We start from the raw sequence: 24,898 nt of genomic DNA on the forward strand, positions 1-24,898 counted from the left end.
GCCCCGGTCATCCCGGCACCGGATAGCCGCGCCAGGATTTGATCGACCGCAGGGCGAAGCTTGTTTGCATGCCTGAAACGCCGGGCAGGCGTGCCAGACAGTTGCGATGAATGTTGTCGTAGTGCCCGACGTCGCGGGCGACGATGCGCAGGATGTAGTCCGCCGTCCCTGTTGTCAGCACGCATTCCAGGATCTCTTCATAAAGCATCACGGCGCGCTCGAAGGCGTCCATTGCCTCCTGGCTCTGGGATGTCAGCGTGATGTCGACAAAGACCTCCAGGTTGAGGCCGAGGGCCTTCCGGTTGACCCGTGCGGAGTAGCCATCGATGAGGCCGGCACTCTCCAGGAGCTTCACCCGCCGGTGACAGGCTGACGAGGATAGCCCGATCCTCTCGGCGAGGACAGCGATGGCCACATTGGAATCGCGCTGCATCTCCCGCAGGATGTGAGCATCAAAGCGATCGAGCATTTTCCACCATTTCGCGTTGTTCTTCGGATTTTTTACCACGTTCGCGTCAGATCGCACACAAGAAACGAATCAAAGTCGGTTCCGCCCGGGAGATACTCAATCATTGCGATCAGGGAGGAGGACCTACCATGCTTATTGGCGTTCCCAAGGAAATCAAGAATCACGAATACCGGGTCGGGCTGACGCCGGAATCGGTGGCCGAACTCGTGGCGCACGGCCATACGGTTCTCGTCGAGACACAGGCGGGCATTGGTATTGGCGCCGAGGATGCGGCCTATGCCGCCGCTGGCGCCGAAATACGCGAAACCGCAGCTGAGATCTTTGCCGAGGCGGGCATGATCGTGAAGGTGAAGGAGCCGCAACCGGTCGAGACCGAGATGCTCCGCCCGGGTCAGTTGCTCTACACTTACCTGCACCTCGCCCCCGACCCCGAGCAGACCCGCGCCCTTATCGCTTCCGGCGCGACGGCCATTGCCTACGAGACCGTCACCAGCCCCTCAGGAGCGCTACCGTTGCTGAAACCGATGAGCCAGGTGGCAGGCCGGATGTCGATCCAGGCCGGTGCCACCGCACTCGAAAAAGCACACGGTGGCCGGGGCGTGCTGTTGGGCGGTGTTCCCGGTGTGGCCCCGGCCCGTGTGGTGGTTCTGGGCGGCGGCGTTGTCGGCTTCAACGCAGCTCAAATGGCAGTGGGCCTCGGCGCCGACGTCACGATCCTCGACCGGAATCCGGACGTGCTGGAACGTCTGTCCACACATTTCGAGAGCCGCGCCAAGACCGCCTATTCCACGCGGACCCGTGTTGCCGAATTGATCGCAGAGGCCGATCTGGTGGTCGGTGCGGTCCTGATCCCCGGTGCCGCCGCACCGAGACTCGTGAGCCGGGCCGACCTCGCAACGATGAAACCCGGCGCCGTCCTCGTCGACGTTGCCATCGACCAGGGCGGGTGCTTCGAGACCTCGCGCGCCACGACCCATGCCGAGCCGACCTACGAGGTGGACGGCATCGTGCACTACTGCGTTGCCAACATGCCGGGCGCGGTGGCGCGCACGTCGACCTATGCGCTCAACAATGTCACCCTCCCGTTTGCCCTGCGCATGGCGGACAAGGGCTGGCGCGAGGCACTGCTGGCCGATCCGCATTTGCGCAATGGCCTCAACGTCTGGGATGGCCGGATCACATGCGAGGCGGTCGCCGAAGCCCTCGGGTATGAGTTCACCGCTCCAGAGGTTGCACTCGCCGCCTGACCCGGACACCACCGAGCGCAAGGTGGCAGGTCGCCCGGGGTTCCATCAACGCCCGGGCGACAGCAGCCCGCTGAAGTCCGCAAGCATGCGCGCCACTACGTCGGTGCTCATATAACCCGTAACACTCATTCCATGCTGCCTCTGGAAGCGCCGGATGGCCGAGCGTGTCTGATCGTCGAACGTGCCATCGACGGCCCCGGGTTTATGCCCCATTTCGTCCAGTTGACGCTCCACCAACATCCGCGTCACCGCGTTCAGCCCCAGTTGCGCCTCCGCAGCGCGCGCCGCGACAACGGCTTCACTCTCTGCCGTGCCGAGCGCGTCAAGCCGTTCCCGGGCTTCGCCGGCGAAACTCCCCTTGGGATGCGCCTTGAGATAGGCGCGGTAGGCTGAAACCGTTCCGGCCGCAGCGGCGCGATCCCAGTCTGCCCGGTCCAGTGCCTCCTCTGCGGCCCGGTTCTCCGCTTCGATCACCGAAAGTCGTTGCTTTGCGATGGCAACGAACAACCCATCCGGGTAGCGCTCCAGATAGGTTCGCAGGTCCGCCTCGTCGCCCTTTCCAAGCGTCGCCCAGGCCTCCCTGTCGCGTTTCTCCCGCTCCAGAGCCACGCGAGCCGCATCGGCCTCCAACTCTGCCTGACGTCGCTCTGCCAGCAGCGAAAGCCGCTCGATCTGCCGGGCGTCGAGGTATCCCGTGTCCGGGAACCCCGCCTTTTCCTGAAACCGGGTGATGGCTGCCCGCGTGCCGGAACCGAAGATCCCATCGACACCGCGTGGCTGGTACCCCAGCAGGGTCAGTTGCTGTTGGATTTCCCGCCGTGCGCTTCTGGAAAGCTCCAGCGCCTCTTCGGATTGCCTCGCCACTCGATTGGGTTCGGTCTGGATTGCATCAATTGCCTTCTTGGCATCATCCGCAAAGAAACCATCCGGATAACGCTTCAGGTAGCCGCGATATCCGGCGACGGTATCCTGTGCCCGTGTCGCCTGCCAGATGGCACGCTCGACTTCGGCCGCGTCGGGAGGAGCGATCGGGCGTTCCTCACCGAGGGGCAGGAACGCAGACTGGCGCGACAGGAAACCCCGCCCTGTGATCTCCCGGGCCGCGTCGATCGCATCCGGGATACTGCGCCCTTCCTCAAGCAACTCCGATGCAACAAATCGTGCGACGTCCTCTGGCGCCCCACGGGCAAGAGTCACGCCCTGCGGGATGGCGGTGAAGGCCACGCCCGATCTCAGCCCGTCACCGGGAGAGGCTCCCCCCTCTTCGACACCGAGCGCCACGACGGCCGCGCCGGGCACACGCCCCGCGATTGTCAACACCCCGTCCAGCGACAGCCCGACATTGCCCACCGTGGCAAGATCCGATCGCTCCGCGCCGTCCTCCAGAAGCCACGCCTGACCGGCGCCGCGCACGAACTGGCCGGACAGGTGCACAACAGCGCGGCTTTCGTCTCCCAGCCCGTCCATGAACTCCGACAGCGCCGAGCGCATGGCCTCGACCGAGCCGGCATCAGCCGTGATCACCGTGAACCCGGAGTCCCGGAGCGCTTGTGCCACGTCGGGTGTTCCCGAGCCGCGCAGAAGCCCACGCCGCTCTTCTTCGGGTGCACCGATCACGAGCGCCCGGTCCGCCAGCGCATCGCTGGCTGACGCCACAAGAACACCGGCCGCAGCCAGCAGCGAAAGAAACCTGCTCATCGTCGCCTCCGTAAAGGTCTTTCTTGGTGGCAACCTATGCCCTGGCCCGCCGATATTGAATAGCAGCCGGCAAAAACCGGCAATTCCGTGCCCGGCGTTGCTGGCTCCCTCACCGCCGATGACGCCGAGTGAATTGTGCGGAATGGTGGCAACCGCGCTTCGACCCCCAAAAGACACTGGGCAATATCCTAGCGGCGATAGTTCCGCTGGCTAGTGCCCGCCTTTGAGCGGGGATAGGAACAAGCGGCAAGGCGCGCCGCGCGAGGGGGCCAATCCAACCCAAGGTGTCCGACTGCCATGCACGCCAGTGAAGTTGAACGGAGCGGACGAAAGCAACCGGGACGGCGCCCGGGAAACGACCGGGTCCGCCGGCGCAGATTGTCAATCGTAGCTGCGCTTGTCCTCCACGACGATGCCATCCTTTGGCAGCGCCCCCGGCTCCAGCACCTCGATCGATGCCTTGAGCTTCATCAGGTCGTGCACGTCGTTGGCATATTCGGTCCAGTCGCCGCCGTCGGCTTCGATCTGAACGTGCATCTTGTCCATCTCGTTCTCGCGGGTGACGATCACGCGGGCCTTGTGAACGTGACTGTGACGTGCCACCAGCGACGCGACCTGTTCCGGCCGAACGAACATGCCCTTTACCTTGGCGGTCTGGTCGGCGCGTCCCATCCAGCCCTTGATGCGGACATTGGTTCTGCCGCAGGGGCTCTCTCCGCGAAGCCAGGCGCTCATGTCGCCGGTCGCGAAACGGATCAGCGGGTAGTCGGCGTTGAGCGTCGTCACGAGGACCTCGCCGACCTCTCCTTCCGCCACGGGGTTGCCGGTGCCCGGCGTCACGATCTCCACGATCACGCCTTCATCGACGATCATCCCTTCCATCGCCGGGCTTTCGTAGGCGATGTTGCCCAGGTCGGCCGTTGCATAGCATTGCAGGCAGGATATCCCGCGCTCCGCGTATTCCTGGCGCAGCGAGGGGAAGAGCGCGCCACCGGACACGGCGGCCTTGGAGATGTTCAGGCTCACGCCCATCTCCGCGGCCCGGTCAAGGATCACCTTCAGGTAGTCGGGCGTACCGGCATAAGCGCTGGTGCCGACGTCGACGGCCGCCCGCACCTGAAGGTCCGTCTGCCCGGTGCCGGCCGGAAGAACCGCCGAACCGACCGCGCGCGCGCCGCTCTCGAAGATCATTCCCGCAGGCGTCAAGTGGTAGCCAAAACAGTTCTGAACGATATCCCCCGCACCGATCCCCGCAGCGTGGAGGAACCGGCCCATGCGCCACCAGTCCTTGCTGATCATGCCGGGTTCGTAGAGTGGTCCGGGAGACTGGAAGACATGGTCGAAATCCTGGGCACGACGCGTGGTGAACCCGCCGAAAGGCTCGTCCGCGGATTGCTTCGCGCCAAGCTCCGACTTTCGCAACACCGGAAGTGCCGCGAGAGCAGACATGTCGGTGATCGCCGCAGGATCGACATCGGCCAGAGCTTCGCCATAGCCGGACAGGGCCTTTGCCCGTGCCACCTGGCTGGGAAGGGCTTCGGCAAGGGCCGCTGCCCTTTCGTCTGCGTTGCGCGTTTCCAGCGCATCATACATGCGTACCATCGCGAAAGGTCCTCCTTCGAGGGCAGCCATTGGCACGTGACTTGCTGACTGCCTCTTCGTCGCTGCCAGCAGTTCACGCCGCATTCCGCCCGATTGCAAGTCGCAGATCGCCACGCCTGCAACGCGTGCATGGCGGTCAGACCGAAACGACGACCGTGCCCAGCTTCTGTCCCGCAGCCACGAGGTCGTGACCCGCCGGGACGTCCGACAAAGTGCCGGCATCGACAACCGCGTGGGAGAGATCGCCCGACTCCAGCCAGGCAGCAAGCTGGGCATTTCCCCGTGCCCGCATGGCGTCATCCAGAAGGTAGACCACGAAAGCGCGCAGGGTCAGGTTTTTGAACATCATGGGATAGAATTGCAGCACCGGCGTCATGACCCGGGCCGATGCATAGGCGGCAATCGTCCCGCGCGATTTCAGGACTGCCAGAGAGTCATCCTGATTGGCGCCGAAATCGACTTCCACCACCCTATCCACGCCGGCTCCGCCCGTCATTTCCATCACGGCATCGACGACGTTGGCGTCGCGGTAGTTGATCCATTCTTCCGCGGTGGAATGCTCTGCCTTGGTCTTCGAGGACACCGTTGTGATCACCCGTGCGCCCGCCAGACGGGCCATTTGTACAGCATACCGACCGACTGTTCCCGCGCCCCCGGTGACGAGAATAGTCTGCCCATCGACCGGGCCATCCCCCAACACCGCTGTCCACGCCGTGATCGCGGGAATTCCCATACAGGCGCCCGCGGCGAATGTCGCGGCATCGGGCAAGGGCACGGCCTGCGCTTGTGGGAGCGCGATCAATTCGGCAGCCGTTCCGAAGGGCCGTTGCCATTGCCCGTTCCAGATCCAGACCCTCTGACCAAGGCGGTTTCGATCAACGCCCTCGCCTGCCGCAACAATGACGCCGGCCCCGTCCGAATGGGGGATGATCCGGGGGAATTCCATCGCCGCCCCGGGGCGCGCTCCGGCACGCAGTTTCACGTCCGACGGGTTGATCGCACTGGCATGTACACGCACCAAGACCTCGCCCGGTCCGGGGGCCGGATCCGGCATCTTCCCGACAGTCAGCACCGCATCAGCGTCACCAAATTCCTCGTACCAGACCGCTTTCATGCCACGCCCCCCGCTTCACGCGGCGAGGTTCGCACGGATCGGGTTTGATGTCTCCTGAAAGGAAGGCACCCGGTCGGCTGTCAGAAACTAGCCGAGCACCCGTCCGCCACCATTCCGCCACTCGTTCAGCGACCCGAGGTTGTAGACGGTCTTGTGCCCGCGCTTGCGCAGGAGCTTTCCGGCCATGCCGGAGCGGGCACCGGAGGCACAATACAGGATCACCGGCTTGCCGGTCGTCAATGCCACCGCGCTATCCGCGCTCGATGGGTCCCCCATCCAAGAGAGCTGGGAGACCGGGATATTCACCGCCCCATCTGCCCGGGACTGCGCGAATTCTGCCGGTTCACGCACATCGATCAACACCGCCTCGCCCGACTTGACCATGGCGACCGCAGCCGCCGGCGCGATCTTGTCTGCGCCAGCAGCGAAAGGGTTGAGCAGTGCAAACATCGGGGCCTCTCAATTCAAATTCACTTTGCCGAATATATCGACAAGCCCGTGGTTGCAAGGACCACGAGATCTGCGTCGCGACCGGGAAGCAAAAGCCGACGCTCAGCGTACCAGATCAGAGGGAAACCGCGATCGCCTCACCGCTGCGGGCAGAGGCCTCTGCGGCCTCGCCCACGATGACGGACCAAAGCCCATCCCGAAGGCTGACCTCTGGCTCTCCCTTCCCGGCGAGGATCAGGTCACGGAAACGCTGGTGCTGGAAGAAGGTGGAGCCGTGATGGTCACCGGCCTGGAGCACCTCGATCGGCACATCGATCTTCTCCCGCACCACGCGTTTCGTTTCCCGCTCGGAGATCACGATCTGCGCATCCCGTTCCAATCCGTCCGTGGAGAACCGGGCGGGACCTGGCACTTTCGCCTCGATCCGCGCCTTTTCGCCGGTGACGGCGATCTCCTCCTGCCAGTATGCACCCTCGGCGAACATGCACAGGTCCAGCATTGCCCGCGCGCCATTCTCGAAATCGACGGTGACAATGGCGTTGTCGAGGATATCCGGAACGCGCCCGCCGTAGGTCTCGTCCTTGTGGTTCACGTTGCCGGCACCGGAGGCGTAGACGCGGACCGGATCGCTTGCCAACGTGTGCCGCATCAAGTCCCAGAAGTGACAGCATTTCTCCACCAGCGTGCCGCCGGTCCGCTCGTTGAAACGGTTCCAGTCGTTCACTTTGGGCAGGAACGGGAAACGATGTTCGCGAATGGTCATCATACGCGGTGTGCCGACGCGTCCGGCGGCTATCTCCGCCAGCAGCCGCTGCATCGGCGGCATGTAGCGGTATTCCATCGCCACCCAGACGGGCGCCTCGCGACCGTTGGCCCTTGCCAACAGATCGCGACAATCGTCGGAGGTCGTGCAAAGCGGCTTTTCACAAAGGATCGGTTTTCCGGTCGAAAGCACGTCGAGCATGATCTCGTGGTGCGTGTCATTGGGCGACACGATCACGTAGGCGTCGCAGATGTCTGCCGACAGCATCTCCTTCCAGTCGGAGAACCCCCGCGTACCGTTTCCCGCCGTTTGCGCCGACACAGCGCGCATTCCCTCGTCGGGATCGGCAAAGGCCGCGACCTCGGTACCTTCCAGGATGTTGAGGTTGCGAATGTGCTCCTGCCCCATCATGCCGGAGCCAATCAGGCCATATCTCAGTGTCATCGTTCAGATCTCCAGAAGAGGCAGGCCCAGTTCTGCGGCTGTTGCGCGCAGCGTCTGGCGATGATCGCCATAGGCAAGGGCCATGTGGTGTTCGAGCCCGCAGGCAACGATGTCGCCGAGAACCGCGGCCGCAGGACGATCGAAGCGGACCACGCCGGAGGTGCCGGTGAACGCCATCGGTCGACGCAGCATCTCTCCATGGCTCAACACCATCCGGGCAGAGCCGAAGGCCTGTGAGATCCGCACGAAGGTCACCGGCCCGGGTTTCAGCGGAAACTGATAGAGCAGCGGCTGTTTGCGGTTGGTATGAACGGTGGCTGTTGCCTCCGCCTCCTGATCACGCATGGAAATCGGAGCCTGGCCGCAATGCCACACAACACCGGTGTCGTCGCCCGCATCCATGTCCACCAGGTCGGTGAGGAAAACCGGCGCCTGCGCCGCCTCCAGCAGTACAAGCTGGGTAAGTGCGCCAAAGACATCCGCCTCGCAGGCGCAGGGTACCTTTCCCTCCCCCAGCATCGCGGCGGGACCACAGACCGCGCCACCGTATTGCGTGAATGTCTCCGGCCAGCAACGGATCGCGAAGGCATCGTAGCCACCGCGTTTCCGGAGATCGTCTAGCCCGGCCTTGAGGCGAAGCGACCGGTCGAGCTCCTCCTGATCCACGTCGCCCAGCCCTGCGACATCACCTTCGGCGGCTTCGCGAACGGCGTCGGCAGCTTCTTGCGAAACCTCCTTCGCGGCATTGAACAGGTCATCGAGCCGTAGCGTGTCCACGGACACTCCGGTCAGCGCATTTAGGTGCTGTGCGTCGTAGGCGCAGGTATCGAACCCCACCGGATGCTCTCCGATCCGGGCGATCCGGCGCCCTCGCAATGCGGCTGCCACACGGGCACCATCCGCCGACGTCCCGGACACGGGTTTCGCGTCGAGCCTGCCTGCCAGGCGGTCGCCTGCGAGCAGCGCCGTGAGGTCCGCGGTGATCTCGCCGGACGGATCCGCGTAGAGCCAGGAGAATGCCCGACCATTCAGCCCGAGCGCATGGCTTGCGAGGTTCAATCCACAGAAGGCATTGAGCCGCAAACGTCCGCCGAGCCGCGGCTCGGGCACCGCCCAGATCGACAATGGCTGATCGAAACTCGATGCCGCCAGCGCGGTCATCGACGCGTCGGTAAAGGTCACCTGTAGCACAAGAACCTGATCGACGGCCGCGGCCTGAAGCCCGGACATGGCCTTGCGGGTTGCGTCTTCGTCAAATAGCAGCCCTCTTTGACCCACGATTTCGTGGCCGGTTGCGTCGAGCGCGGCCAGCATCGCGGCCAGTTTCTCCTCCGCGAAGGGCACGTCGAACGTCGGGCGCCCCAGCGGCAGAATACCGATCTTCACATCACTCTCCCTTAGAAGGCGTCGTAGGAGTGGCGGAAGGAGGCATCGGCAGGCTTGAACGTCGCGCCGCCCTCGCCGTAGCACGCGTGCCCGGACCAGGCGGCGGCCTGTTCATCTGCCAACCTGCTGATGTCCGCCATGTACGCGGCACCGCCCGCGCGCAGGTCTGCCTCGATTTTCGCCCAGTCCGGGTAGTTCTCGAACGCGTCCAGCCAGATCGCACGACCTGCCAGAAAGCCGGATGCCCCTGCCGCAAACGCGTGTTCGAGCACCTTTCGGAACTCCGGCTTGCCCGCCCCGGCCGACAGCATCACCCAGGGACGCCCGGCCAGCCGGCCCATTTCATCAAAGATCGCCTGCACCGCCGCAGAGCCGTCAGCATCCTCGGCATTCACCGGGCTTTCCAGCTTGAAGACGTCCACGCCGTAGTCAGGCTTGGCGTACTCCTCGACCGTCGCAAGGACATCGTCCGATTTCTTGCCTTTCATCTCGACATAGTCGCGGGTCTGGTGCGCGTCCTTTGCCAGCGGATACACCAGCATTTCCAGCAGGAAGGGGATGTCGTATGTCGCGCAATCCTCACCGATCCGCTTCACGTAGTCGTGCTGCTTCCGCACCACGTCCGCGTCGGCATCCGGGCGGTACCAGGCCAGCACCTTCACCGCATCGCCACCCATCCGCTTGATCTTCGCAACCGACCAATCGTCGATATTGGACGACAGGCGCCCGCCCGGGGTCTCGGTGAAGATCGAGTCCTCCAGAGTCACAATCAGTCCCTTTTGGGGATCAAGGACGTCCATGGCATAGGGAATGGCGAAATGCGGATCGAGCAGCATTGCCGTGGATTGCGCCTGCAAGGTCTCCACCAGCAGGCCCTTGAAGCGGGCAACTTCCGCCCACGGGGCCTCGTCCAGGCCCAGGTGGGTCTTGATGGGGTTCTTGATCGGCGGGCGCTGGTCGGTGGCGGTCATCTTGAAGATCCCGTTGGCGTCGGCCATTCGCCGCAGACCCCAGAGTTTGCCGGGCGTGAGTTCCATCATTCGTTCTCCTTGAGAATGGTTTGCACGGCGGAGCGGTCGGGCGTGCCGGCGCGTCCGCCAAAGGTCATGCATTTCAGGGCCGCTGCGGCGTTGGCGAAGCGCACCGCATCGGGTTCGCCGGCACCTTCTGCGAGCGACAGCGCAAAGGCGCCGTGCCAGACATCCCCGGCGCCCAACGTGTCCACCACCTCCACCCTGAAGGCAGGAATATGCGCAATGCCGTTCGGGGTCGTGTAGAAGACCCCGTTCGCGCCATCGGTCACGCAGATCCAGTTGCCGTATCGCCGGGCGAGCATCTCCAGCCCGGCATCGATGGCACCCGTACCGGTAACGGATCGCAGACCCTGCCGGGAAAACGCGAGGTGGGTGGCTTTCTCCATCAGCACCGGGTCGAGAGGCGCTTCTCCATCCACGATACCGGGCACGTCCCAATCCCGGGCAAGGTCCAGCGCAGCCGCCGCACCTTCGGTCCAGCGGGTATCGACCAGCACGGCCCTGCTTCTCGGAGCTTCCGAGATCCAGCCCGTCGTTTCGGTCAGCCCCTCACCGCGGAAGTTCATGATCTGCCGCTCGCCCGCAGCGTCGACATAGACGGATGAAAAAGACGACCGCCCGTCCGGAGTGCGATGTACGAGAGTGGTATCGACACCATCCTTTTGCAGATCGGCAAGGATCAGGTCTCCCAATGGATCGTCGCCAAGCCGCGCGCCAAGCGTCGCCGCCCCCCCCAATCGGGCAATCGCACAGGCGGCATTTGCAGCAACGCCGCCGCCAACGATCCGCGCCTTGTCTGCACGGTACTTCGTGGCCTCCGTCGGAAGGCTCTGCATGGACATGACGAAATCAACAACCGCCATACCGAGGACGAGAACATCGCTCATCAGTCAATCTCCAGACCACTGGGCACATTGTCGGGGCGTCCAAGTCGGCCCTTCAGGCTTTGAGTGCCCGTGAGGGCGTGCAGGAAGGCAATGATCTCCGCGATCTCTGCATCGGTGAGCTCGACCGGGGTGATGTCGATCCGGGAGGCCAAACGGCCGCGTTCGCGCTCGTCCTGCATCGAAATGAAATCGGCCTGAGAAAGCCATGGCACATCAGGAAGATCCACTTCCTGCGGCGTCCAGCCATCAAAACCGGCGCGCGGGTCGAGGTGGTGACGCACCATCGCCTCCAATGTCCGATAGGCCCCGTTGTGGCCGTACGGCGCGGTGAGGGCGACGTTTCGCAGGGCGGGCGTGCGGAATCGGTAGGCATCGTCGATCCGGTCGGACACCGCCATGTGGCCCACGTCGCGCACGATGGAATCCCATTGACGGGTACGGCCGGGACCGAAATGCGGCAACGCCAGCGCGTGGAATCCATGGTCGGTCAGGAGCGATCCGGAATGGCAGGAGCTACAGCCTGCTTTGCCGTAGAACAGCTCCATTCCTGCATGTTGCCGGGCTGTAAGCGCAGCACTGTCGCCGGAGAGGTAGGCATCGAACGGGCTGTCGAAACTCTGGAACTCCGTCCCCTCGAAGGCGGCGATCGCGTTGACCACGTGGGTGATATCGATGTCGAAGGGGCTGTCGACATCATCGAAGGCGGCCATGAACAACTCGGCATATTCCGGGATCACGCGAACCCGCTTGGCGATGATCGGCCAGACATTGTCGATCCGGTCGTGAACCGCGCCGGCCACCTCGTTCTCCTTCGGGTTTCCCGCCATCTCGAATTGCGATGTCATCGGGAACAGCGCCTGCACCGCCAACAGGGAGTTCAGCCCGTCCGGCAGCCACTCCTGCGCCGGTGTGTTGAAGCCGTTGCCGTAAATGTCTGAGACGGACACGCGGCCGTCGTGGAACAGGACATCGACCTCCTTGGCGCCAAGATTCCAAAGCGCAGGCGCATTGCGCGGGATGCGCTTCCTGATCCGGTCCTCGCCCTCGCCAGCGGTGCGCCTGGGACCGATGCCGCTGCCGCCCTCGCCTATGCCAAGCGGAAGACCATCGGCGCTCCCGTGGTCGGGATGATGACAGGTCGCGCAGGAGATGTTTCGATTGCCCGAAAGGATCGGATCGAAGAATAGCAACTGCCCGATCTGTGCTTGGCGATCATCGAAAGCGATGAAATCATCCGCTTGCAATGGCGCCGGAAGATCGCTTGCATGGGCCCCTGTGACCGCGACCATAAATGCCATCGCGAGAGAGGAGATCCCATGCGCCGCCTTGCCCCTGCCCTCGGGCTTGCCCTTTGCCTCGCCGTAGCGCTTCCCGCCCGTGCCGAGATCGAGACCGCGCGCGACCTGATGGACGCGGGCGACTACCCGGCCGCCATGGAAGAGCTTCTGCCGGCCGCCCGTTCCGGCAACGCCGAGGCCGAGGAGTTGATCGGTGTCATGTACGCCAGCGGGCTCGGCGTCGAACGCGATGACCGACGGGCGTTTGAATGGTACCTGCGTGCCTCCATGAAAGGTCATGCGGGTGCGCAGTCGGGCGTGGGCTGGTACTACGAGGTCGGGCGCGGGCTGCCGACGCCGGACCTTGTGCGGGCCTACATGTGGTACGCGCTGTCCGCCATCGGCGGCGACCCAGATGCCGCGATGTCCCAGGAAGAAGTCGTAAAGAAGATGACGACCGAACAAATCCAGTCCGCCCATGAGCTGATTGATGATTACAGGGTGTGGTTGTACCCGTTCCGCTGAGGGATCCGGGGGGCGGAGGGCCGGCACGCAGCCGCCCCTCTGCAATTCATGTCAGCCAGGGATCACTTGAGATCCATGGCATTGGCCTCGGCCAGTTCGGCCTCGACCTCGGCAACGGCCTCGGTCAACGCGTTGAAGATCTCCTCGCCGCCATCGATATTGGCCTTGAACCAGTCGTAGACAGGTGCGGCGGCTTCCTTGAATGCGGCCTTCTCTTCCGGGCTCGGCACGTAGAGATCGCCACCACCGGCAACGAAATCTTCGTAGGCCTGGATCGACTTCCGCTTCGGTGAAGCGAAGGTGGCCTGTTGCAAGGCATAGAAACCATCGACGACGACCTGTTTCAGCTCGTCGGGCATCTCTGAGAACTTGGCGTTGTTCATCCACCACAACGCCCCCATGTAGGCATGGCCGTCCAGCGTCACGTATTGCAGCCCGGCCTCGGGGAATTTCATCGACATGATGTCGGTGATGCCGTTCTTGGACCCTTCGACAACGCCGGTCTGGAACGAGGTGAACAGCTCCGGCCAGGGGATCGGGGTCGGCGAGGCACCGAGCGCCTTCACCAACTCCTGCGGCAGGTCGGCGACAACCGTGCGGATCTTCAGCCCTTCCATGTCGGCAGGCGTCTGCACCCGACGCTTGGTATTGGCAAAGTTGCGCCAGCCGCCGGTGTTGCCGATGGTCATCAGCCGGATCATCCCGCCGGAATCCTCCAGCGCCATGTCCCGCAGGGTGCGGGTGAAATCACCCGGAAGCGCGGCCTCCGCGACCCGGTCCGAGGTCATCAGGTACGGCAGGTCCAGAACCTGCACGTAGGGAAAGATGCCCGCCGCGCCGCCAGAGGTCGACACGTAGATGTCGATCGACCCGTCCGCCACGCCCTGCAGGCACTCCGCGCCGTTGCCGCAGAGCTGCGTGCCCATGAAGATCTCGACCTCGACGGCGCCATTGGAGGCGCTTTCGACGAAGTTCTTGAACACGATGAGGCCGTCATAATCCTCGTCGTTTTCATTCGCGTTCGCGGTGGCGCGCAGCGTGTAATCCGCCGCCTGCACCGCGATGGTCGAACCGGCGAGCATCGCCGCGACCGTCACGGCCTTGATGGTTGTCCTGAACATGCTTTCCTCCCTTTTCAGCAGTCTGGATTCTCTAAGGATACACTCACTGGACGAACCCCGTCAGTCGCGGGATCGTCATGCAGATCGCCGGGAAATAGGTGATCAGGAAGATCACGATCACTTCCACGGCAAGGAACGGCAAGATCGCCCTGGAGATCGCCTCCACCTTTTCCTCCGACACGGCCGAGGCCACGAAGAGCACCAGCCCCATCGGCGGCGTCGCCAGCCCCACGGTGAGGTTGACCGACATGATGATGGCGAAATGCACCGGGTGCACGCCGAGATCGGTGAAGATCGGCCCGAGGATCGGCCCAAGGATGATGATGGCGGGGCCGGCATCAAGGAACATGCCGACGATGAACAGCAGGATGTTGATCAGGAAGAGCAGGATCAACGGGTTCTCGGAGAGGCCAAGGATGAAATGCGCCATTGTCTCCGGCGCGTGGGAGAGGCTGACAACCGTCTTGAAGGATACGGCCGCGCCCACAAGTAGGAGCACCGTTGCAGACGAAACAGCGGCCTTGGTCAGGATCGCCGGCAGGTCCCGAAGCTTCATGGAGTGCAGCACGAAGAACGCGATCACCAGCGCATAGGCCACCGCGATGGCAGAGGCCTCGGTCGGGGTGAAAACCCCGATCAGGATGCCGCCGAGAATGATGATCGGGGTCTGCAGTGGCGCGACCGCCTTCTTGCAAATGATCCGGAAGTCGGGGCTGACCCGCTTGCGCAACCCCATCAAGAGGACATGTGCAATCGGAAGGAACACCAGGAATACCGGCCAGCCGTTGAGCGACAGCTCCACTCCGGCCAGCGCCTTCATCGCAGAGCTGACGAGCGAGAACACCACCATTAGCAATCCGGCGACATTCAGCCGGGCGAGCACGAAGGATACGCCGCTTTCAAGTGGGCTGATCGACTGGCCCGGGTTCACGATCCGCTCCGCTTTGGGCAGATCGTACTTGTCCGCCATGAGCCGAACCATCACCATCAGGCCAACGCCCACAAGCACACCGGGCACGATACCGGCCAGGAACAATGCGGCGACACTCTCGCCCATGACATAGGCATAGATGATCATGATGCCCGAGGGCGGGATAATCGGTCCGATCACGGAGGATGCAGCCGTGACCGCAGCCGCGAACGTCTTGGAATAGCCGTTCTTCTCCATTGCCGGGATCAAGGTGGACCCCAGCGCGGACGTGTCGGCCACGGCCGAGCCCGACAGCCCGGCAAACAGGATCGAACTGAGGATATTGACGTGGGCAAGGCCCCCACGCAGGTGCCCCATGAGCGCCTGCGAGAACTCGACGAGGCGGGTGGTGATCCCCCCCTTGTTCATCAATTCGCCGGCGAGCACGAAGAACGGCAGCGCCATCAGTGGGAAACTGTCCATCCCGTTGTAGAGGTTACGATATAACAGCGCGATGTCACGCTCCTGGCCGTTTAGTTGCAGCAACAGGCCCGGCGCCAGAAGCAACGCAAAGAAGACCGGCATCCCGATCATCAGGAAGACAAGAAACAGCGGCAGGAAGAATGCAAGCATCAGTCGGCTCCCTGCAGAGCGTCCGGAGCGTCGGTGCTCGGAAGGTCGGCGTCCGGGTCGCCGATCTGCACTAGGTTGCGTAGGATCAGCTCGACATTGACGAGGATCAGCAGGACGAAGCCCACGAAGATCGAGGCGTACATGAAGCGGAGCTTCACCTTGACGGTCTCCATCCCGAGCCACTCCAGTGGGATGCGCAGCGAGGAGGAGTTGAACTTGCCGCCAAAGCCCATCGTATGCTCGTAGCCATGTTGCACACCCACCACGAGCACAAGCAGCGAACAGACCAGTATGAAGAGCGAAAGTAGCAACCCTGGCAGCCGCGGCAGCGCCTGCGGAAGCATGTCGATTGCGACGAAGCCTCCCCAGCGATAGGCCGACGGCGCCATGAGCCCGGTCATCCAAAGCATGAGGAACCGCGCCGCCTCGTCTGGCCAGGCCAGCGCATTGTTCAGCGCGTAGCGGAAGAAGACCTGCAGCAGAATGACGAACACCATGATCGCAAGCGCGACCCATGCCACCGTGCGGCCCATTCTCAGGATCCGGGTATTGAACCAGGACAGCGGCCCCAACAACGTGAGCACTTCTTCCTCCTCCTCCGAAGCCGACCCGCACGACTCAATGCGCGCGTTTCGATTTTCGATTTGAGCGCAACGCTCGTCGAAGCGAACTCTTCTGTCAAGCACAACTACGAACAAGAACGTCGCAAAAACGAACATTGGTCTACTCGGCCACGATCAGCCCCGCACCCGAGGCTTCGCACAAGCTCCTCAACTCTGGCGGGCAACCGGCATCCGTCACCACGGTCCGGATCTGACCGATGTGGCCGAAAGACACCGGCGCCATTGAATCGTACTTCGACGAGTCGGCCGCGAGGATCACGTTGCGGGAGCATTTCATGATCGTGCGGGTCAACGATGCCTCCCGCAAATCATAGTCAAGAAGGGCGCCGTCGCTTGCGATGGCCGCGACACCGACGATTGCGATGTCGGCCCGGAACTGGCGAATGAACTCGATCGCCGGCTCCCCCAGCAGCGCGCCGTCGGACGGGCGAACGAGCCCTCCCGGGATCATGACCTCGGCCCCGGAAAAATCCCTTGTTTCATTGGCAAGTTCAACATTGTCAACGACGATCTTCAACCCCGTATGGTGTTGAAGATTGCGCGCGACAGCCGCGGTCGTGGTGCCCGCATTGATGATGATCGCCGTGTGGTTGGGCACGAGGTTTGCCGCGGCGCGACCGATCGCTTCCTTCTGCCCGCTCGCAATCTGCTTTCGCACCTCGTAGCCGGTATATTCCGTGCCCGCCATCAACGAGGCGCCACCATGAAAGCGCATCACCTTTCCGTCGTCGGCGAGAACAGTCAGGTCTTTCCGAATCGTCTGCGGCGTCGTGTCAAAGAGCTCCGCCATCTCCTCGACCATTGCCCGGCCACGCTGACGCAGAAGACGCAGGATTGCCTGCTGTCGGGCGCTGGAGCTACGTCCGACCTTCATCTCACTCTCTCCCGGCTTGAACGTTTCCAGACAAACGTTAATTCGAAAGTTTTGAAAACTCAATAGTTTCGTTTAAACCCCAGACGACAGAGAACCTCGGGATATCGAGAAAAATCGATCGCCGTATATACGCGTTAAAGCGCGAATCTTGTATATAAATGCGTGCTATACTGCGACTCAATGGCAAAACGAAGCTCAAATCTTGATCACTCGCGCGTTTAAGGCTATCGAACGAAACAAACGCGACGCCCAGGAGGAAGAGATGATCAAGGTAGGTTTCATTGGCCTTGGACAGATGGGACGCCCGATGGCGCGGAACCTCGTTCAAGGCGGCCATACGGTGCAGGTGCACGACACCGACACCGCTGCAATGGCCGCCCTAGCGGACCATGGCGCGATCGTCTGCGCTTCGGTTGCCGATTGCGCGGCGGGTGTCGATGTTCTGATCACCATGTTGCCCAACGGAGACGTGGTGAAGGCCGTCTTGTTTGACGAGGGGGGCGCGGCCGATGCATTGCCGGACGGCGCCTGGATCGTCGACATGTCGACCGTCCATCCGCTGGCCTCCGATGGCATCGCGAAAGAGGCCACCGCCCGTGGTTTCACCTTTGTGGACGCGCCGGTCGGCCGTACGTCCGACCACGCCGAGAAGGGGCAATTGCTGGTTCTGGCGGGTACGGATGAGGCCGGCGTTGCACATCTCGCGCCACTGTTTGACTGCATGGGATCGGAAACCGTTGTCACCGGTGCCGCCGGGCTCGGGATCCGGGTGAAAATCATCAACAACTACATGAGTATCGCGTTGAACGCCTTGTCGGCAGAAGCCGCGGCACTCTGCGAGGCAATCGACCTTCCGCTCGATACCGCGATGAAGGTCATGAGCGGCACGCCTGCCGGCAACGGCCACTTCACAACGACCTGGCCGGGCAAGGTGCTCAAGGGCGACCTGTCTCCAGCCTTCATGATCGACCTCGCGCACAAGGACATCGGCATCGCGCTCGACCTCGCCAACCAGATGCATCTGCCGATGCCTATGGGCAGCGCCGCGCGGGAGCAGTTTTCCGCTGCGCGCGCGGCCGGCCGCGGCCGTCAGGACTGGAGCGCCATCCTTGAGCAGGTGCGCGCATCCGGCGGCTTGCCGCACCACTGACCCCAGCCTTGCGTATCCGCGCGAGGCTTACGGTCCGATTGGGCGCACGGTCATTCCGGCGCCCGGAATACAGGAAACACCATGCGCCATGACATCGAGCCCGCCGGAGAGGTGAAGGGTCGCCCCGTCGCGAAGATCACGCTCGAAAACGACCAGGGCATGAAGGTCGCAGTGCTGACCTATGGTTGCATCGTGCAATCCGTGCTTGTCCCCGACCGCTCGGGAAACATCGCCGATGCCACGCTCGGCTATGGCGAGCTTGATGCCTATCTGAAGGGCCATCCTTTCTTCGGCTCCATCGCAGGCCGTTTCGCCAACCGTATCTGTGAGGGCCGTTTCACGCTGAATGGCAAGACGTACACGCTGGAGTGCAACGAAGCGCCAACTGGACAACACTTGCATGGTGGGACGCAGGGATTTGACAAGGCGGTCTGGGGCTACGGTATTGAGGAGCGGGACGGAGCGTTGGCCCTGAACCTTTATCACACCTCGCCGGATGGCGACGCCGGATACCCGGGTCGCCTCGACGTCGTCCACACGATCTGGCTCGACCAGTCGAACGCGCTGGGAATGGAGTTCCGCGCGGTGTCCGATCGCGACACCATCCTAAACCTCGTCAACCACAGCTACTACAACCTCTCCGGCATCGAGGGCACGACGGTCGAGGACCATGAACTCTCCGTCTCCGCCGACACGTTCATTCCGGTGGATGACCGTATGCTGCCCACAGGCGCCATCGCGCCGGTCGCGGGGACCGAGTTCGATTTCCGCGCACCGCGCCGGCTGTCCGACGCCTTCATTGCCCGCCCTGACGGCAGCTTCGACAACAATTTCTGCCTCGGCGCTGCAGAAGAGGACGGGCTGCGTCCTGCTGCCGACCTCTACCATCCACCTTCCGGGCGCGGAATGCGCGTCCGGACCACCCAACCTGGGGTGCAGTTCTACAATGGCGCCAAGCTTTCAAATCGCGCGTGGTATGGCCGCAACGGCACCCGCTACCCTGCATACGCGGGGCTTTGCCTCGAAACCCAGCACTTCCCTGACAGCCCGAACCGCCCGCAGTTTCCCACAACGACGCTGCGCGCAGGTCAACTCTGGGAGCAACGGACGGTTCATGCGTTCTACACGCGCTGAGCGGGGCGGATCATGATCCCCACCTTCTTCATCGTCTCCGCCATTCTCTTTCTCGGGGGATTCGTCCAGGGGCTGACAGGCTTCGGCCTTGCGCTTGTCTCTGTTCCGTTGCTGTCGCTTGCGCTGGATGTCAGGGCGGCGGTGCCCGTGGCCGGAATCTTCGGCTGGCTGGTCACGTTCCCGATCGTTTGGCGGATGCGTGCGCATATCCAGTGGAACGTCGTGGCCATTCTGGTGTTGGGGTCCCTGCCCGGCTCATGGCTCGGCGCCGAGCTTCTGAGGACCCTGCCCGCCAGCATCATCCTTGCTGCCATGGGCGTCGTGTTGATCGCCTCATCGCTCTATGCCTTCATCTCCACCAATGCGCTGATCGCCGCCGCCCCACCGGGATTGAGCGCCATCACCGGCTTTTTCTCCGGTGCCCTCGGTGCGGCCGTCGGCGAACCCGGTCCTCCGGTTATCGCCTATACGTCGATGCTGCCGTGGACAGGCGATCAGGTGAAATCTACCCTCGCGGCTTTCTTCATGTTGCAGATGGTCGGGGCCATCGGCAGCTTCTGGGCAAAGGGCCTAGTCACCGAAACCGTTGTATCGCTGCTGATTCAGGCTGTACCTGGTTTTATGGCTGGCGCTGCGCTTGGCATGTACGGCTACACCCGCATGAAGGATCGCGAGATCAACTATCACCATATCGTGCACGGTCTGCTGCTGGCCGTGGGGGCAATGCTGATCGTCAAGGCCGCCTGAAGCGCGCCACTTGGACTTCCGATGGCTGCGGGTCGTCTACCGACCTTCCGGTGAAGCCCGCCTCAGCTCAGCCAACGCTTGCGACGGCGATAGCTGCGCACGTCACGAAAGGACTTGCGGCCCTCGTCTCCCACTCCGAGGTAGAATTCCTTCACGTCGGGATTCTCCCGCAGGTCGGCGGCAGGGCCGTCCATGACGACACGGCCGGACTCAAGGATGTACCCATAGTGCGCGAACCGCAGCGCCACATTGGTGTTCTGTTCTGCCAAAAGGAAACTGACGCCCTCGCCCTCGTTCACGGCCTTCACGATCCCGAAGATCTGCTCCACCAATTGCGGCGCGAGACCCATGGAGGGTTCGTCCAGCAGGATCGTCTCCGGACGGGACATCAGCGCGCGACCGATCGCACACATCTGCTGCTCGCCTCCGGACGTATAGCCTGCCTGGCTCTTCCGTCTCTCCCTGAGACGCGGAAAATAGGAGTAGACCATCTCGAGATCCGCAGCGACCGCGCCCGCCCCGTCATTGCGGGTATAGGCGCCGGTCATCAGGTTCTCCTCGACGGTCAGGTGTTCGAAGCAGTGGCGGCCTTCCATCACCTGGATGACCCCCTTTTTCACCAGCTTCGCGGGATCGAGGTCCTGAACCTCCTCACCCTTGTACTTGATCGACCCCTTGGTCACCTCGCCCCGCTCCGAATGCAGCAGGTTCGAGATCGCCTTGAGGGTCGTCGTCTTGCCGGCCCCGTTGCCCCCCAGAAGCGCCGTGATCCCACCTTTCGGCACGTTCAACGACACGCCTTTGAGCACCAGGATCACGTGGTTGTAGATCACCTCGACGTTGTTGACCTCGAGCAGTGTCTCCGCGCCGGTCTCGCGGCTCACGGAAGGGGCAGTGTCCAGCATGTCGGTCTTCTTCCTGGAGTTGGAACCCTTGATCCGCCGGCGAGCCCTGACCCGCCGGCGGAAGGCTCAAAGCCTTAGTTGCAGCTCTCGTTCACCGGCCAGGGCGCGTTGGCCTCGGCGTATTCGGCGGATTTCTCAGCCTCAAGCGGTGCGATGAAGGCCGCGTCTGCCATCAGCAAGTCGGAGGCCTGAACGAATTTCTCGCCGTCCCACTCCAGCATCCATGCACCGGAGTGCCCGGTGTGGTTATCGCAGGACGTCGAGAATGGCGGCACCATGCCGGACATTCCCAACTCCTCCAGCCGCGCCTCGCTGATATCGAGGTTTTCCAGCCCGTCGCGCAGTTGCGCGGCGTTGATCTCACCGGTGCCATGGATTTCCTGCGCCTTGGCGATGGCTTCGGCGAGGATCATCGAGATCACCAGACCACGCTGGTAGAACACCGCATTCGTGTCCTCTGCCTCGCTCATACCCTTGTCATAGACGTGGGTCTTAAGATCGGCCAACAGGGGCGCATCAGGCTGCGGCATCGACCAGGAGATGGATTTGTAGCCCTTGCCAGCCTCGCCGACCTGCTTGAGATCCGCATCGTGGCCCGACCACCAGACGCCGATGAACTGATCCATCGGGTACTTGGTCTTCACGGCTTCGGTGATGGCGCCGGCGTTCATTGCACCCCAGCCCCACATCACCACATTGTCCGGACGCTCCTTGCGGATCTGCAGCCATTGCGCGGACTGGTTCTGCATCTCCTTTAGGCCGACCGGGATCAGCACCAACTCGAACCCGTACTCCGCCGCCATGGCCTCCAGTACTGGGATCGGCTCCTTGCCGAACGGATGGTCGAGATGGAGCAGCGCGATCTTCTTGCCGTTGAGACTGCCAAGGTCGCCCGCGGCGATATCCTGAACGATCATCGACGCCGCATCCCAGTAAGAGGCGGGCGGGTTGAAGGCCCACTGGAACACCTTGCCGTTGGCCATCGGCGAGAACCCATAGCCGGGTGCCAGGATCGGGATCATGTCGGTGTTGGTCTTGGGAAGCACCTGCAACGTGATGCCGGTGGACCAGGGCTGTGTGACAACAGCATTGGCCTTGGTCCGCTCGTAGCATTCCACACCTTTCTCGGTGGAATAGCCGGTCTCGCATTCCTCGAACATGATCGGCACGCCGCCGATCCCGCCATCGCGCTCGTTCAACATGGTCATGTAGTCTTTCTGACCATCCATGAGCGGGATGCCCGTCGCCGCAAAGGGCCCGGTCCGATAGGTCAGGTTCGGCGCGAAAATCCCTTCGGCCATTGCCCCGACTCCCACAAGGCTCACCGCAGTGGCAAGCGCCAGCGTCCTGAATGTCTTCATGTCTCTCCTCCCTGAATGAACATGGTCGACTGTCGTTTTTGGGGATTTCCCCCGTGTGGATTCTCCGTTTTTTTTCGGACGCAACACGCGCCCCGGCCATCAATGCGGGAACGGCCAGATAATCAGTTTTTCCCGTATCAGCCGCCACAACTGGTTCAGCCCGTGCGGCTCGATGATCAGGAAGAAGATGATCAGCGACCCGACGATCATGATGTTCAAGTGCTCTAAAAGCGCGGATTCCACATGGATGCCCAGCCAGCCGGGCACTGTGTTGAGGACAACCGGCAACCCCACGATCAGGATCGCTCCAAGGTAGTTGCCCATGATCGACCCGAGCCCACCGATGATCGCGATGAAGAGCACCCGGAAGCTGAGCGGAATATCGAAGAGGTTCGGCTCGGCCGCCCCCCTCCACATGAAGACAAAAAGCGCCCCGGCGACCCCGACGATGTACGAGGACACTGCAAAGGCCGTCAGTTTCGACTTCATCAGGTTGATCCCGATCAACTCGGCGGCGATGTCCATGTCACGCGTGGCCTTCCACGTTCTCCCAAGGTTGCCGCGCGTCAGGTTGATCGCGAGATAGGTCAGCAGCGAGACAATCGTCAGCACCACGTAGTACTGGGTCATCGAACTAGCCTGCGGCCCAGAGACATAGAAGCCGAACATGTCGAGGTTCGGCACCTGGATGGCGCCGCTGGCATTGTAGTTGTAGAGCCAGGCCCACTTCTCGAACAGCCACACAAGGAAGAACTGTGCAGCCAGGGTGGCGATGGCGAGGTAGAATCCCTTGATCCGCAGGCTGGGGATACCGAAGAGCACGCCCACCCCAGCCGAGAATACACCCGACAACAGGATCGCGATGATCGGGTTCATCCATGGCATCAGCGTGATCATCTTGTAGCAGGCATAGGCCCCGACGCCCATGAAAGCCCCGGTTCCGAGCGAGAGCTGCCCCGCAAAACCGGTCAGAATGTTGAGCCCCAGCGCCGCCAGCGAGTAGATCAGGATCGGTGTCAGGATCGTCTGGAAAGTGAACTCGCTCGCCGTGAGCGGGAACACGACCCAGGCGCAGACGAGGATCAACCCCAGCAGAAACGCGTCCTGCCGGATCGGAAACAGCGCCTGGTCGGCGCGGTAGGAGGTCTTGAACTGACCGGCGGTACGATAGAGCATCAGGCGGAATCCCCATCTGGGCGGAATTGCTCGGGCACGGCCCGGTTCGGTCGCTTCGCATAGCCCGTCCGCTCGTTGTGCCGGACCAGCCACATATACGCCCAAAGCCCGGCCGCCGCGCCAAGAATGGCGAGCACAAGCGCGATCATCATTTGCCCGCCAGCCTCGTTGCCCGAGGACAACGCCAGGTAGCCAAACGCCCAGAAGCCCGACCAGGCCACGACGTTCAGGATTGCAACCAGCTTCGCCACTTCGGTTTCCTCCCCGATATACCGTGTCTCCCACCTGAACGGTTTGCGCACCGCCCCGACGGGGTGAATTCCTCTACGTGTTCGATGCGCCTCCGGGCGACCAGCCCCGGGCGGCGCCATCGTCTCATCACACCCTCTCGATGATCTTCTCGCCGAACAGCCCCTGCGGGCGGAACAGCAGCACGACCAGCGCCAGCACATAGGCAAACCAGCTTTCGGTGTTGCCACCGAGCAGCGGTGCGCCCCAGTAGATCTCGAAAAGCTTCTCCAGCATCCCGATCATCAGCCCGCCGATGATCGCGCCGGTGATCGACTCCAGCCCGCCCAGCATCAGAACGGGGAGTGCCTTGTAGGCGATCACTTCCAGCGCGAAGGATACCCCCGCGCGGCTGCCCCAGGCGATGCCGGTGACCAGCGCGATAATCCCCGCGATGAACCAGACCAGCACCCAGATCGTCTGAAGGCTGATGCCAACCGACAACGCCGCCTGATGGTCGTCACCCAGCGCCCGGATGGCACGGCCCATGCGGGTCTTGTTCAGGAACAGCAGGAGCGAGACGACCAGCGTCGCCGCAACCAGCACCGCGGTGATGTCGATGTGCTGCAGGATCAACAGCCCGCCAAACGGCTCCAGCACGATGTCCCCGGTCGGAATGCCGAGTTCCGAGGTGATCATAACCTTGTTCTCGCCGCCAAAGATGATCTCGCCAAACCCGATCAGGAACAGGGTGATCCCGATGGTGGCCATGAACAGGATGATATCCGGCTGCCCGACCAACGGCCGCAACACAACCCTCTCGATGGTTACGGCCAGCAGGAACATGACGCCGAGCGTCAGAGCGACGGAGATCCAGGCAGGTACGCCCATCTCGTGCAGCCCGACCAGAGTGAGGGCGGCAAACACCACCATGATGCCCTGGGCGAAATTGAATATCCGGCTGGAGCGGAAGATCAGGACGAAGCCCAACGCGATCAGCGAATAGAGCACGCCGGATACCAGCCCTTCCCAGAGCACCTGCATCAGGAAGTCAGGTGCCGCGATCATGTCCGCGAACGGTGCCACGAAGATCTTGTTCAGCAGTTCCATGCCGCATCTCCCGCAAGTTTTTGCACAGGA

General features: G+C 62.8%; 24 protein-coding genes. 5 read left to right on the forward strand and 19 right to left on the reverse strand.

Annotated elements, in window-relative coordinates:
• Positions 1-7 precede the first annotated feature (7 nt).
• Positions 8-469, reverse strand: coding sequence for an Lrp/AsnC family transcriptional regulator (locus CLV78_RS09850; protein ID WP_106204639.1), 462 nt, complete (start codon positions 467-469; stop codon positions 8-10).
• Between the two features lie 128 nt (positions 470-597).
• On the opposite strand from CLV78_RS09850, the gene ald reads away from it, so the two are divergent.
• Positions 598-1,716 carry an alanine dehydrogenase gene (ald, locus tag CLV78_RS09855; RefSeq protein WP_106204640.1) on the forward strand — a complete coding sequence of 373 codons (1,119 nt, stop codon included), beginning with the start codon at positions 598-600 and terminating at the stop codon, positions 1,714-1,716.
• A gap of 45 nt (positions 1,717-1,761) precedes the next feature.
• Here ald and CLV78_RS09860 read toward each other — a convergent pair whose 3' ends face one another.
• The 9 genes from CLV78_RS09860 to CLV78_RS09900 form a co-directional block, all read right to left on the reverse strand.
• Entirely contained in the window at positions 1,762-3,414 is a 1,653-nt protein-coding gene (locus CLV78_RS09860) for a peptidoglycan-binding domain-containing protein (RefSeq protein ID WP_106204641.1), read from the reverse strand.
• Positions 3,415-3,795: 381 nt separating this feature from the next.
• Complete coding sequence (locus CLV78_RS09865) at positions 3,796-5,016, reverse strand: phenylacetate--CoA ligase family protein (protein ID WP_106204642.1); 1,221 nt, start codon at positions 5,014-5,016, stop codon at positions 3,796-3,798.
• 136 nt (positions 5,017-5,152) lie between these two features.
• Entirely contained in the window at positions 5,153-6,130 is a 978-nt protein-coding gene (locus CLV78_RS09870) for an NADPH:quinone reductase (RefSeq protein WP_106204643.1), read from the reverse strand.
• 87 nt (positions 6,131-6,217) lie between these two features.
• On the reverse strand, positions 6,218-6,580 hold the full coding sequence (locus tag CLV78_RS09875; protein WP_106204644.1) for a rhodanese-like domain-containing protein: 363 nt from the start codon (positions 6,578-6,580) through the stop codon (positions 6,218-6,220).
• 115 nt (positions 6,581-6,695) lie between these two features.
• Positions 6,696-7,787, reverse strand: coding sequence for a Gfo/Idh/MocA family protein (locus CLV78_RS09880; protein WP_106204645.1), 1,092 nt, complete (start codon positions 7,785-7,787; stop codon positions 6,696-6,698).
• Positions 7,788-7,790: 3 nt separating this feature from the next.
• The gene (locus CLV78_RS09885; RefSeq protein ID WP_106204646.1) at positions 7,791-9,173 is read right to left on the reverse strand and encodes an L-fucose/L-arabinose isomerase family protein; all 1,383 of its coding nucleotides are present in this window, start codon (positions 9,171-9,173) and stop codon (positions 7,791-7,793) included.
• A gap of 11 nt (positions 9,174-9,184) precedes the next feature.
• On the reverse strand, positions 9,185-10,210 hold the full coding sequence (locus tag CLV78_RS09890) for a tagatose 1,6-diphosphate aldolase (RefSeq protein WP_106204895.1): 1,026 nt from the start codon (positions 10,208-10,210) through the stop codon (positions 9,185-9,187).
• Positions 10,210-11,094, reverse strand: a complete 885-nt coding sequence (locus CLV78_RS09895) for a PfkB family carbohydrate kinase (protein ID WP_106204647.1) — start codon at positions 11,092-11,094, stop codon at positions 10,210-10,212. The genes CLV78_RS09890 and CLV78_RS09895 overlap by 1 nt, the downstream gene beginning before the upstream one ends.
• Positions 11,094-12,383 carry a cytochrome-c peroxidase gene (locus tag CLV78_RS09900; RefSeq protein ID WP_106204648.1) on the reverse strand — a complete coding sequence of 430 codons (1,290 nt, stop codon included), beginning with the start codon at positions 12,381-12,383 and terminating at the stop codon, positions 11,094-11,096. The genes CLV78_RS09895 and CLV78_RS09900 overlap by 1 nt, the downstream gene beginning before the upstream one ends.
• Before the next feature lie 27 nt (positions 12,384-12,410).
• Between CLV78_RS09900 and CLV78_RS09905 the strand changes: the two genes are divergently transcribed.
• Positions 12,411-12,896 carry a tetratricopeptide repeat protein gene (locus CLV78_RS09905; RefSeq protein ID WP_106204649.1) on the forward strand — a complete coding sequence of 162 codons (486 nt, stop codon included), beginning with the start codon at positions 12,411-12,413 and terminating at the stop codon, positions 12,894-12,896.
• Positions 12,897-12,958: 62 nt separating this feature from the next.
• On the opposite strand, the gene CLV78_RS09910 is transcribed toward CLV78_RS09905, so the two are convergent.
• The 4 genes from CLV78_RS09910 to CLV78_RS09925 all read right to left on the reverse strand — a co-directional run bounded on the left by CLV78_RS09910 (position 12,959) and on the right by CLV78_RS09925 (position 17,057).
• A complete protein-coding gene (locus CLV78_RS09910) occupies positions 12,959-14,017 on the reverse strand; it encodes a TRAP transporter substrate-binding protein (protein ID WP_106204650.1) in 1,059 nt (352 codons plus the stop codon).
• A gap of 43 nt (positions 14,018-14,060) precedes the next feature.
• On the reverse strand, positions 14,061-15,560 hold the full coding sequence (locus CLV78_RS09915; protein ID WP_106204651.1) for a TRAP transporter large permease: 1,500 nt from the start codon (positions 15,558-15,560) through the stop codon (positions 14,061-14,063).
• Entirely contained in the window at positions 15,560-16,144 is a 585-nt protein-coding gene (locus CLV78_RS09920) for a TRAP transporter small permease (protein WP_245924922.1), read from the reverse strand. The genes CLV78_RS09915 and CLV78_RS09920 overlap by 1 nt, the downstream gene beginning before the upstream one ends.
• Positions 16,145-16,283: 139 nt before the next feature.
• A complete protein-coding gene (locus CLV78_RS09925) occupies positions 16,284-17,057 on the reverse strand; it encodes a DeoR/GlpR family DNA-binding transcription regulator (protein WP_106204653.1) in 774 nt (257 codons plus the stop codon).
• A 262-nt stretch (positions 17,058-17,319) separates the two neighbouring features.
• On the opposite strand from CLV78_RS09925, the gene yihU reads away from it, so the two are divergent.
• The 3 genes from yihU to CLV78_RS09940 all read left to right on the forward strand — a co-directional run bounded on the left by yihU (position 17,320) and on the right by CLV78_RS09940 (position 20,088).
• Positions 17,320-18,207, forward strand: coding sequence for a sulfolactaldehyde 3-reductase (gene yihU / locus CLV78_RS09930; protein WP_106204654.1), 888 nt, complete (start codon positions 17,320-17,322; stop codon positions 18,205-18,207).
• Positions 18,208-18,288: 81 nt separating this feature from the next.
• Positions 18,289-19,341, forward strand: a complete 1,053-nt coding sequence (locus tag CLV78_RS09935; RefSeq protein WP_106204655.1) for an aldose epimerase family protein — start codon at positions 18,289-18,291, stop codon at positions 19,339-19,341.
• Between the two features lie 12 nt (positions 19,342-19,353).
• Positions 19,354-20,088, forward strand: coding sequence for a sulfite exporter TauE/SafE family protein (locus CLV78_RS09940; protein ID WP_106204656.1), 735 nt, complete (start codon positions 19,354-19,356; stop codon positions 20,086-20,088).
• A gap of 62 nt (positions 20,089-20,150) precedes the next feature.
• On the opposite strand, the gene CLV78_RS09945 is transcribed toward CLV78_RS09940, so the two are convergent.
• The 5 genes from CLV78_RS09945 to CLV78_RS09965 all read right to left on the reverse strand — a co-directional run bounded on the left by CLV78_RS09945 (position 20,151) and on the right by CLV78_RS09965 (position 24,862).
• On the reverse strand, positions 20,151-20,993 hold the full coding sequence (locus tag CLV78_RS09945) for an ABC transporter ATP-binding protein (protein ID WP_106204657.1): 843 nt from the start codon (positions 20,991-20,993) through the stop codon (positions 20,151-20,153).
• Between the two features lie 74 nt (positions 20,994-21,067).
• A complete protein-coding gene (locus CLV78_RS09950) occupies positions 21,068-22,354 on the reverse strand; it encodes an ABC transporter substrate-binding protein (RefSeq protein ID WP_106204658.1) in 1,287 nt (428 codons plus the stop codon).
• Positions 22,355-22,453: 99 nt separating this feature from the next.
• On the reverse strand, positions 22,454-23,530 hold the full coding sequence (locus CLV78_RS09955; RefSeq protein WP_106204659.1) for a branched-chain amino acid ABC transporter permease: 1,077 nt from the start codon (positions 23,528-23,530) through the stop codon (positions 22,454-22,456).
• Positions 23,530-23,781: a hypothetical protein gene (locus CLV78_RS09960; RefSeq protein WP_106204660.1), complete on the reverse strand. Its 252-nt coding sequence runs from the start codon at positions 23,779-23,781 to the stop codon at positions 23,530-23,532. The genes CLV78_RS09955 and CLV78_RS09960 overlap by 1 nt, the downstream gene beginning before the upstream one ends.
• Before the next feature lie 127 nt (positions 23,782-23,908).
• Entirely contained in the window at positions 23,909-24,862 is a 954-nt protein-coding gene (locus CLV78_RS09965; protein WP_106204896.1) for a branched-chain amino acid ABC transporter permease, read from the reverse strand.
• Between the last annotated feature and the right edge of the window lie 36 nt (positions 24,863-24,898).

Origin of the sequence: Aliiruegeria haliotis, from assembly GCF_003003255.1 — a bacterium.
GTDB classification, from domain to species: Bacteria; Pseudomonadota; Alphaproteobacteria; order Rhodobacterales; family Rhodobacteraceae; genus Tropicimonas; species Tropicimonas haliotis.

What these genes read in the sequence shown, in the direction of transcription:
- CLV78_RS09850 (WP_106204639.1), bottom strand. Translation starts at nt 469, where the DNA reads ATGCTCGATCGCTTTGATGCTCACATCCTGCGGGAGATGCAGCGCGAT.
- ald (WP_106204640.1), top strand. Translation starts at nt 598, where the DNA reads ATGCTTATTGGCGTTCCCAAGGAAATCAAGAATCACGAATACCGGGTC.
- CLV78_RS09860 (WP_106204641.1), bottom strand. Translation starts at nt 3,414, where the DNA reads ATGAGCAGGTTTCTTTCGCTGCTGGCTGCGGCCGGTGTTCTTGTGGCG.
- CLV78_RS09865 (WP_106204642.1), bottom strand. Translation starts at nt 5,016, where the DNA reads ATGGTACGCATGTATGATGCGCTGGAAACGCGCAACGCAGACGAAAGG.
- CLV78_RS09870 (WP_106204643.1), bottom strand. Translation starts at nt 6,130, where the DNA reads ATGAAAGCGGTCTGGTACGAGGAATTTGGTGACGCTGATGCGGTGCTG.
- CLV78_RS09875 (WP_106204644.1), bottom strand. Translation starts at nt 6,580, where the DNA reads ATGTTTGCACTGCTCAACCCTTTCGCTGCTGGCGCAGACAAGATCGCG.
- CLV78_RS09880 (WP_106204645.1), bottom strand. Translation starts at nt 7,787, where the DNA reads ATGACACTGAGATATGGCCTGATTGGCTCCGGCATGATGGGGCAGGAG.
- CLV78_RS09890 (WP_106204895.1), bottom strand. Translation starts at nt 10,210, where the DNA reads ATGGAACTCACGCCCGGCAAACTCTGGGGTCTGCGGCGAATGGCCGAC.
- CLV78_RS09895 (WP_106204647.1), bottom strand. Translation starts at nt 11,094, where the DNA reads ATGAGCGATGTTCTCGTCCTCGGTATGGCGGTTGTTGATTTCGTCATG.
- CLV78_RS09900 (WP_106204648.1), bottom strand. Translation starts at nt 12,383, where the DNA reads ATGGTCGCGGTCACAGGGGCCCATGCAAGCGATCTTCCGGCGCCATTG.
- CLV78_RS09905 (WP_106204649.1), top strand. Translation starts at nt 12,411, where the DNA reads ATGCGCCGCCTTGCCCCTGCCCTCGGGCTTGCCCTTTGCCTCGCCGTA.
- CLV78_RS09910 (WP_106204650.1), bottom strand. Translation starts at nt 14,017, where the DNA reads ATGTTCAGGACAACCATCAAGGCCGTGACGGTCGCGGCGATGCTCGCC.
- CLV78_RS09915 (WP_106204651.1), bottom strand. Translation starts at nt 15,560, where the DNA reads ATGCTTGCATTCTTCCTGCCGCTGTTTCTTGTCTTCCTGATGATCGGG.
- CLV78_RS09925 (WP_106204653.1), bottom strand. Translation starts at nt 17,057, where the DNA reads ATGAAGGTCGGACGTAGCTCCAGCGCCCGACAGCAGGCAATCCTGCGT.
- yihU (WP_106204654.1), top strand. Translation starts at nt 17,320, where the DNA reads ATGATCAAGGTAGGTTTCATTGGCCTTGGACAGATGGGACGCCCGATG.
- CLV78_RS09935 (WP_106204655.1), top strand. Translation starts at nt 18,289, where the DNA reads ATGCGCCATGACATCGAGCCCGCCGGAGAGGTGAAGGGTCGCCCCGTC.
- CLV78_RS09940 (WP_106204656.1), top strand. Translation starts at nt 19,354, where the DNA reads ATGATCCCCACCTTCTTCATCGTCTCCGCCATTCTCTTTCTCGGGGGA.
- CLV78_RS09945 (WP_106204657.1), bottom strand. Translation starts at nt 20,993, where the DNA reads ATGCTGGACACTGCCCCTTCCGTGAGCCGCGAGACCGGCGCGGAGACA.
- CLV78_RS09950 (WP_106204658.1), bottom strand. Translation starts at nt 22,354, where the DNA reads ATGAAGACATTCAGGACGCTGGCGCTTGCCACTGCGGTGAGCCTTGTG.
- CLV78_RS09955 (WP_106204659.1), bottom strand. Translation starts at nt 23,530, where the DNA reads ATGCTCTATCGTACCGCCGGTCAGTTCAAGACCTCCTACCGCGCCGAC.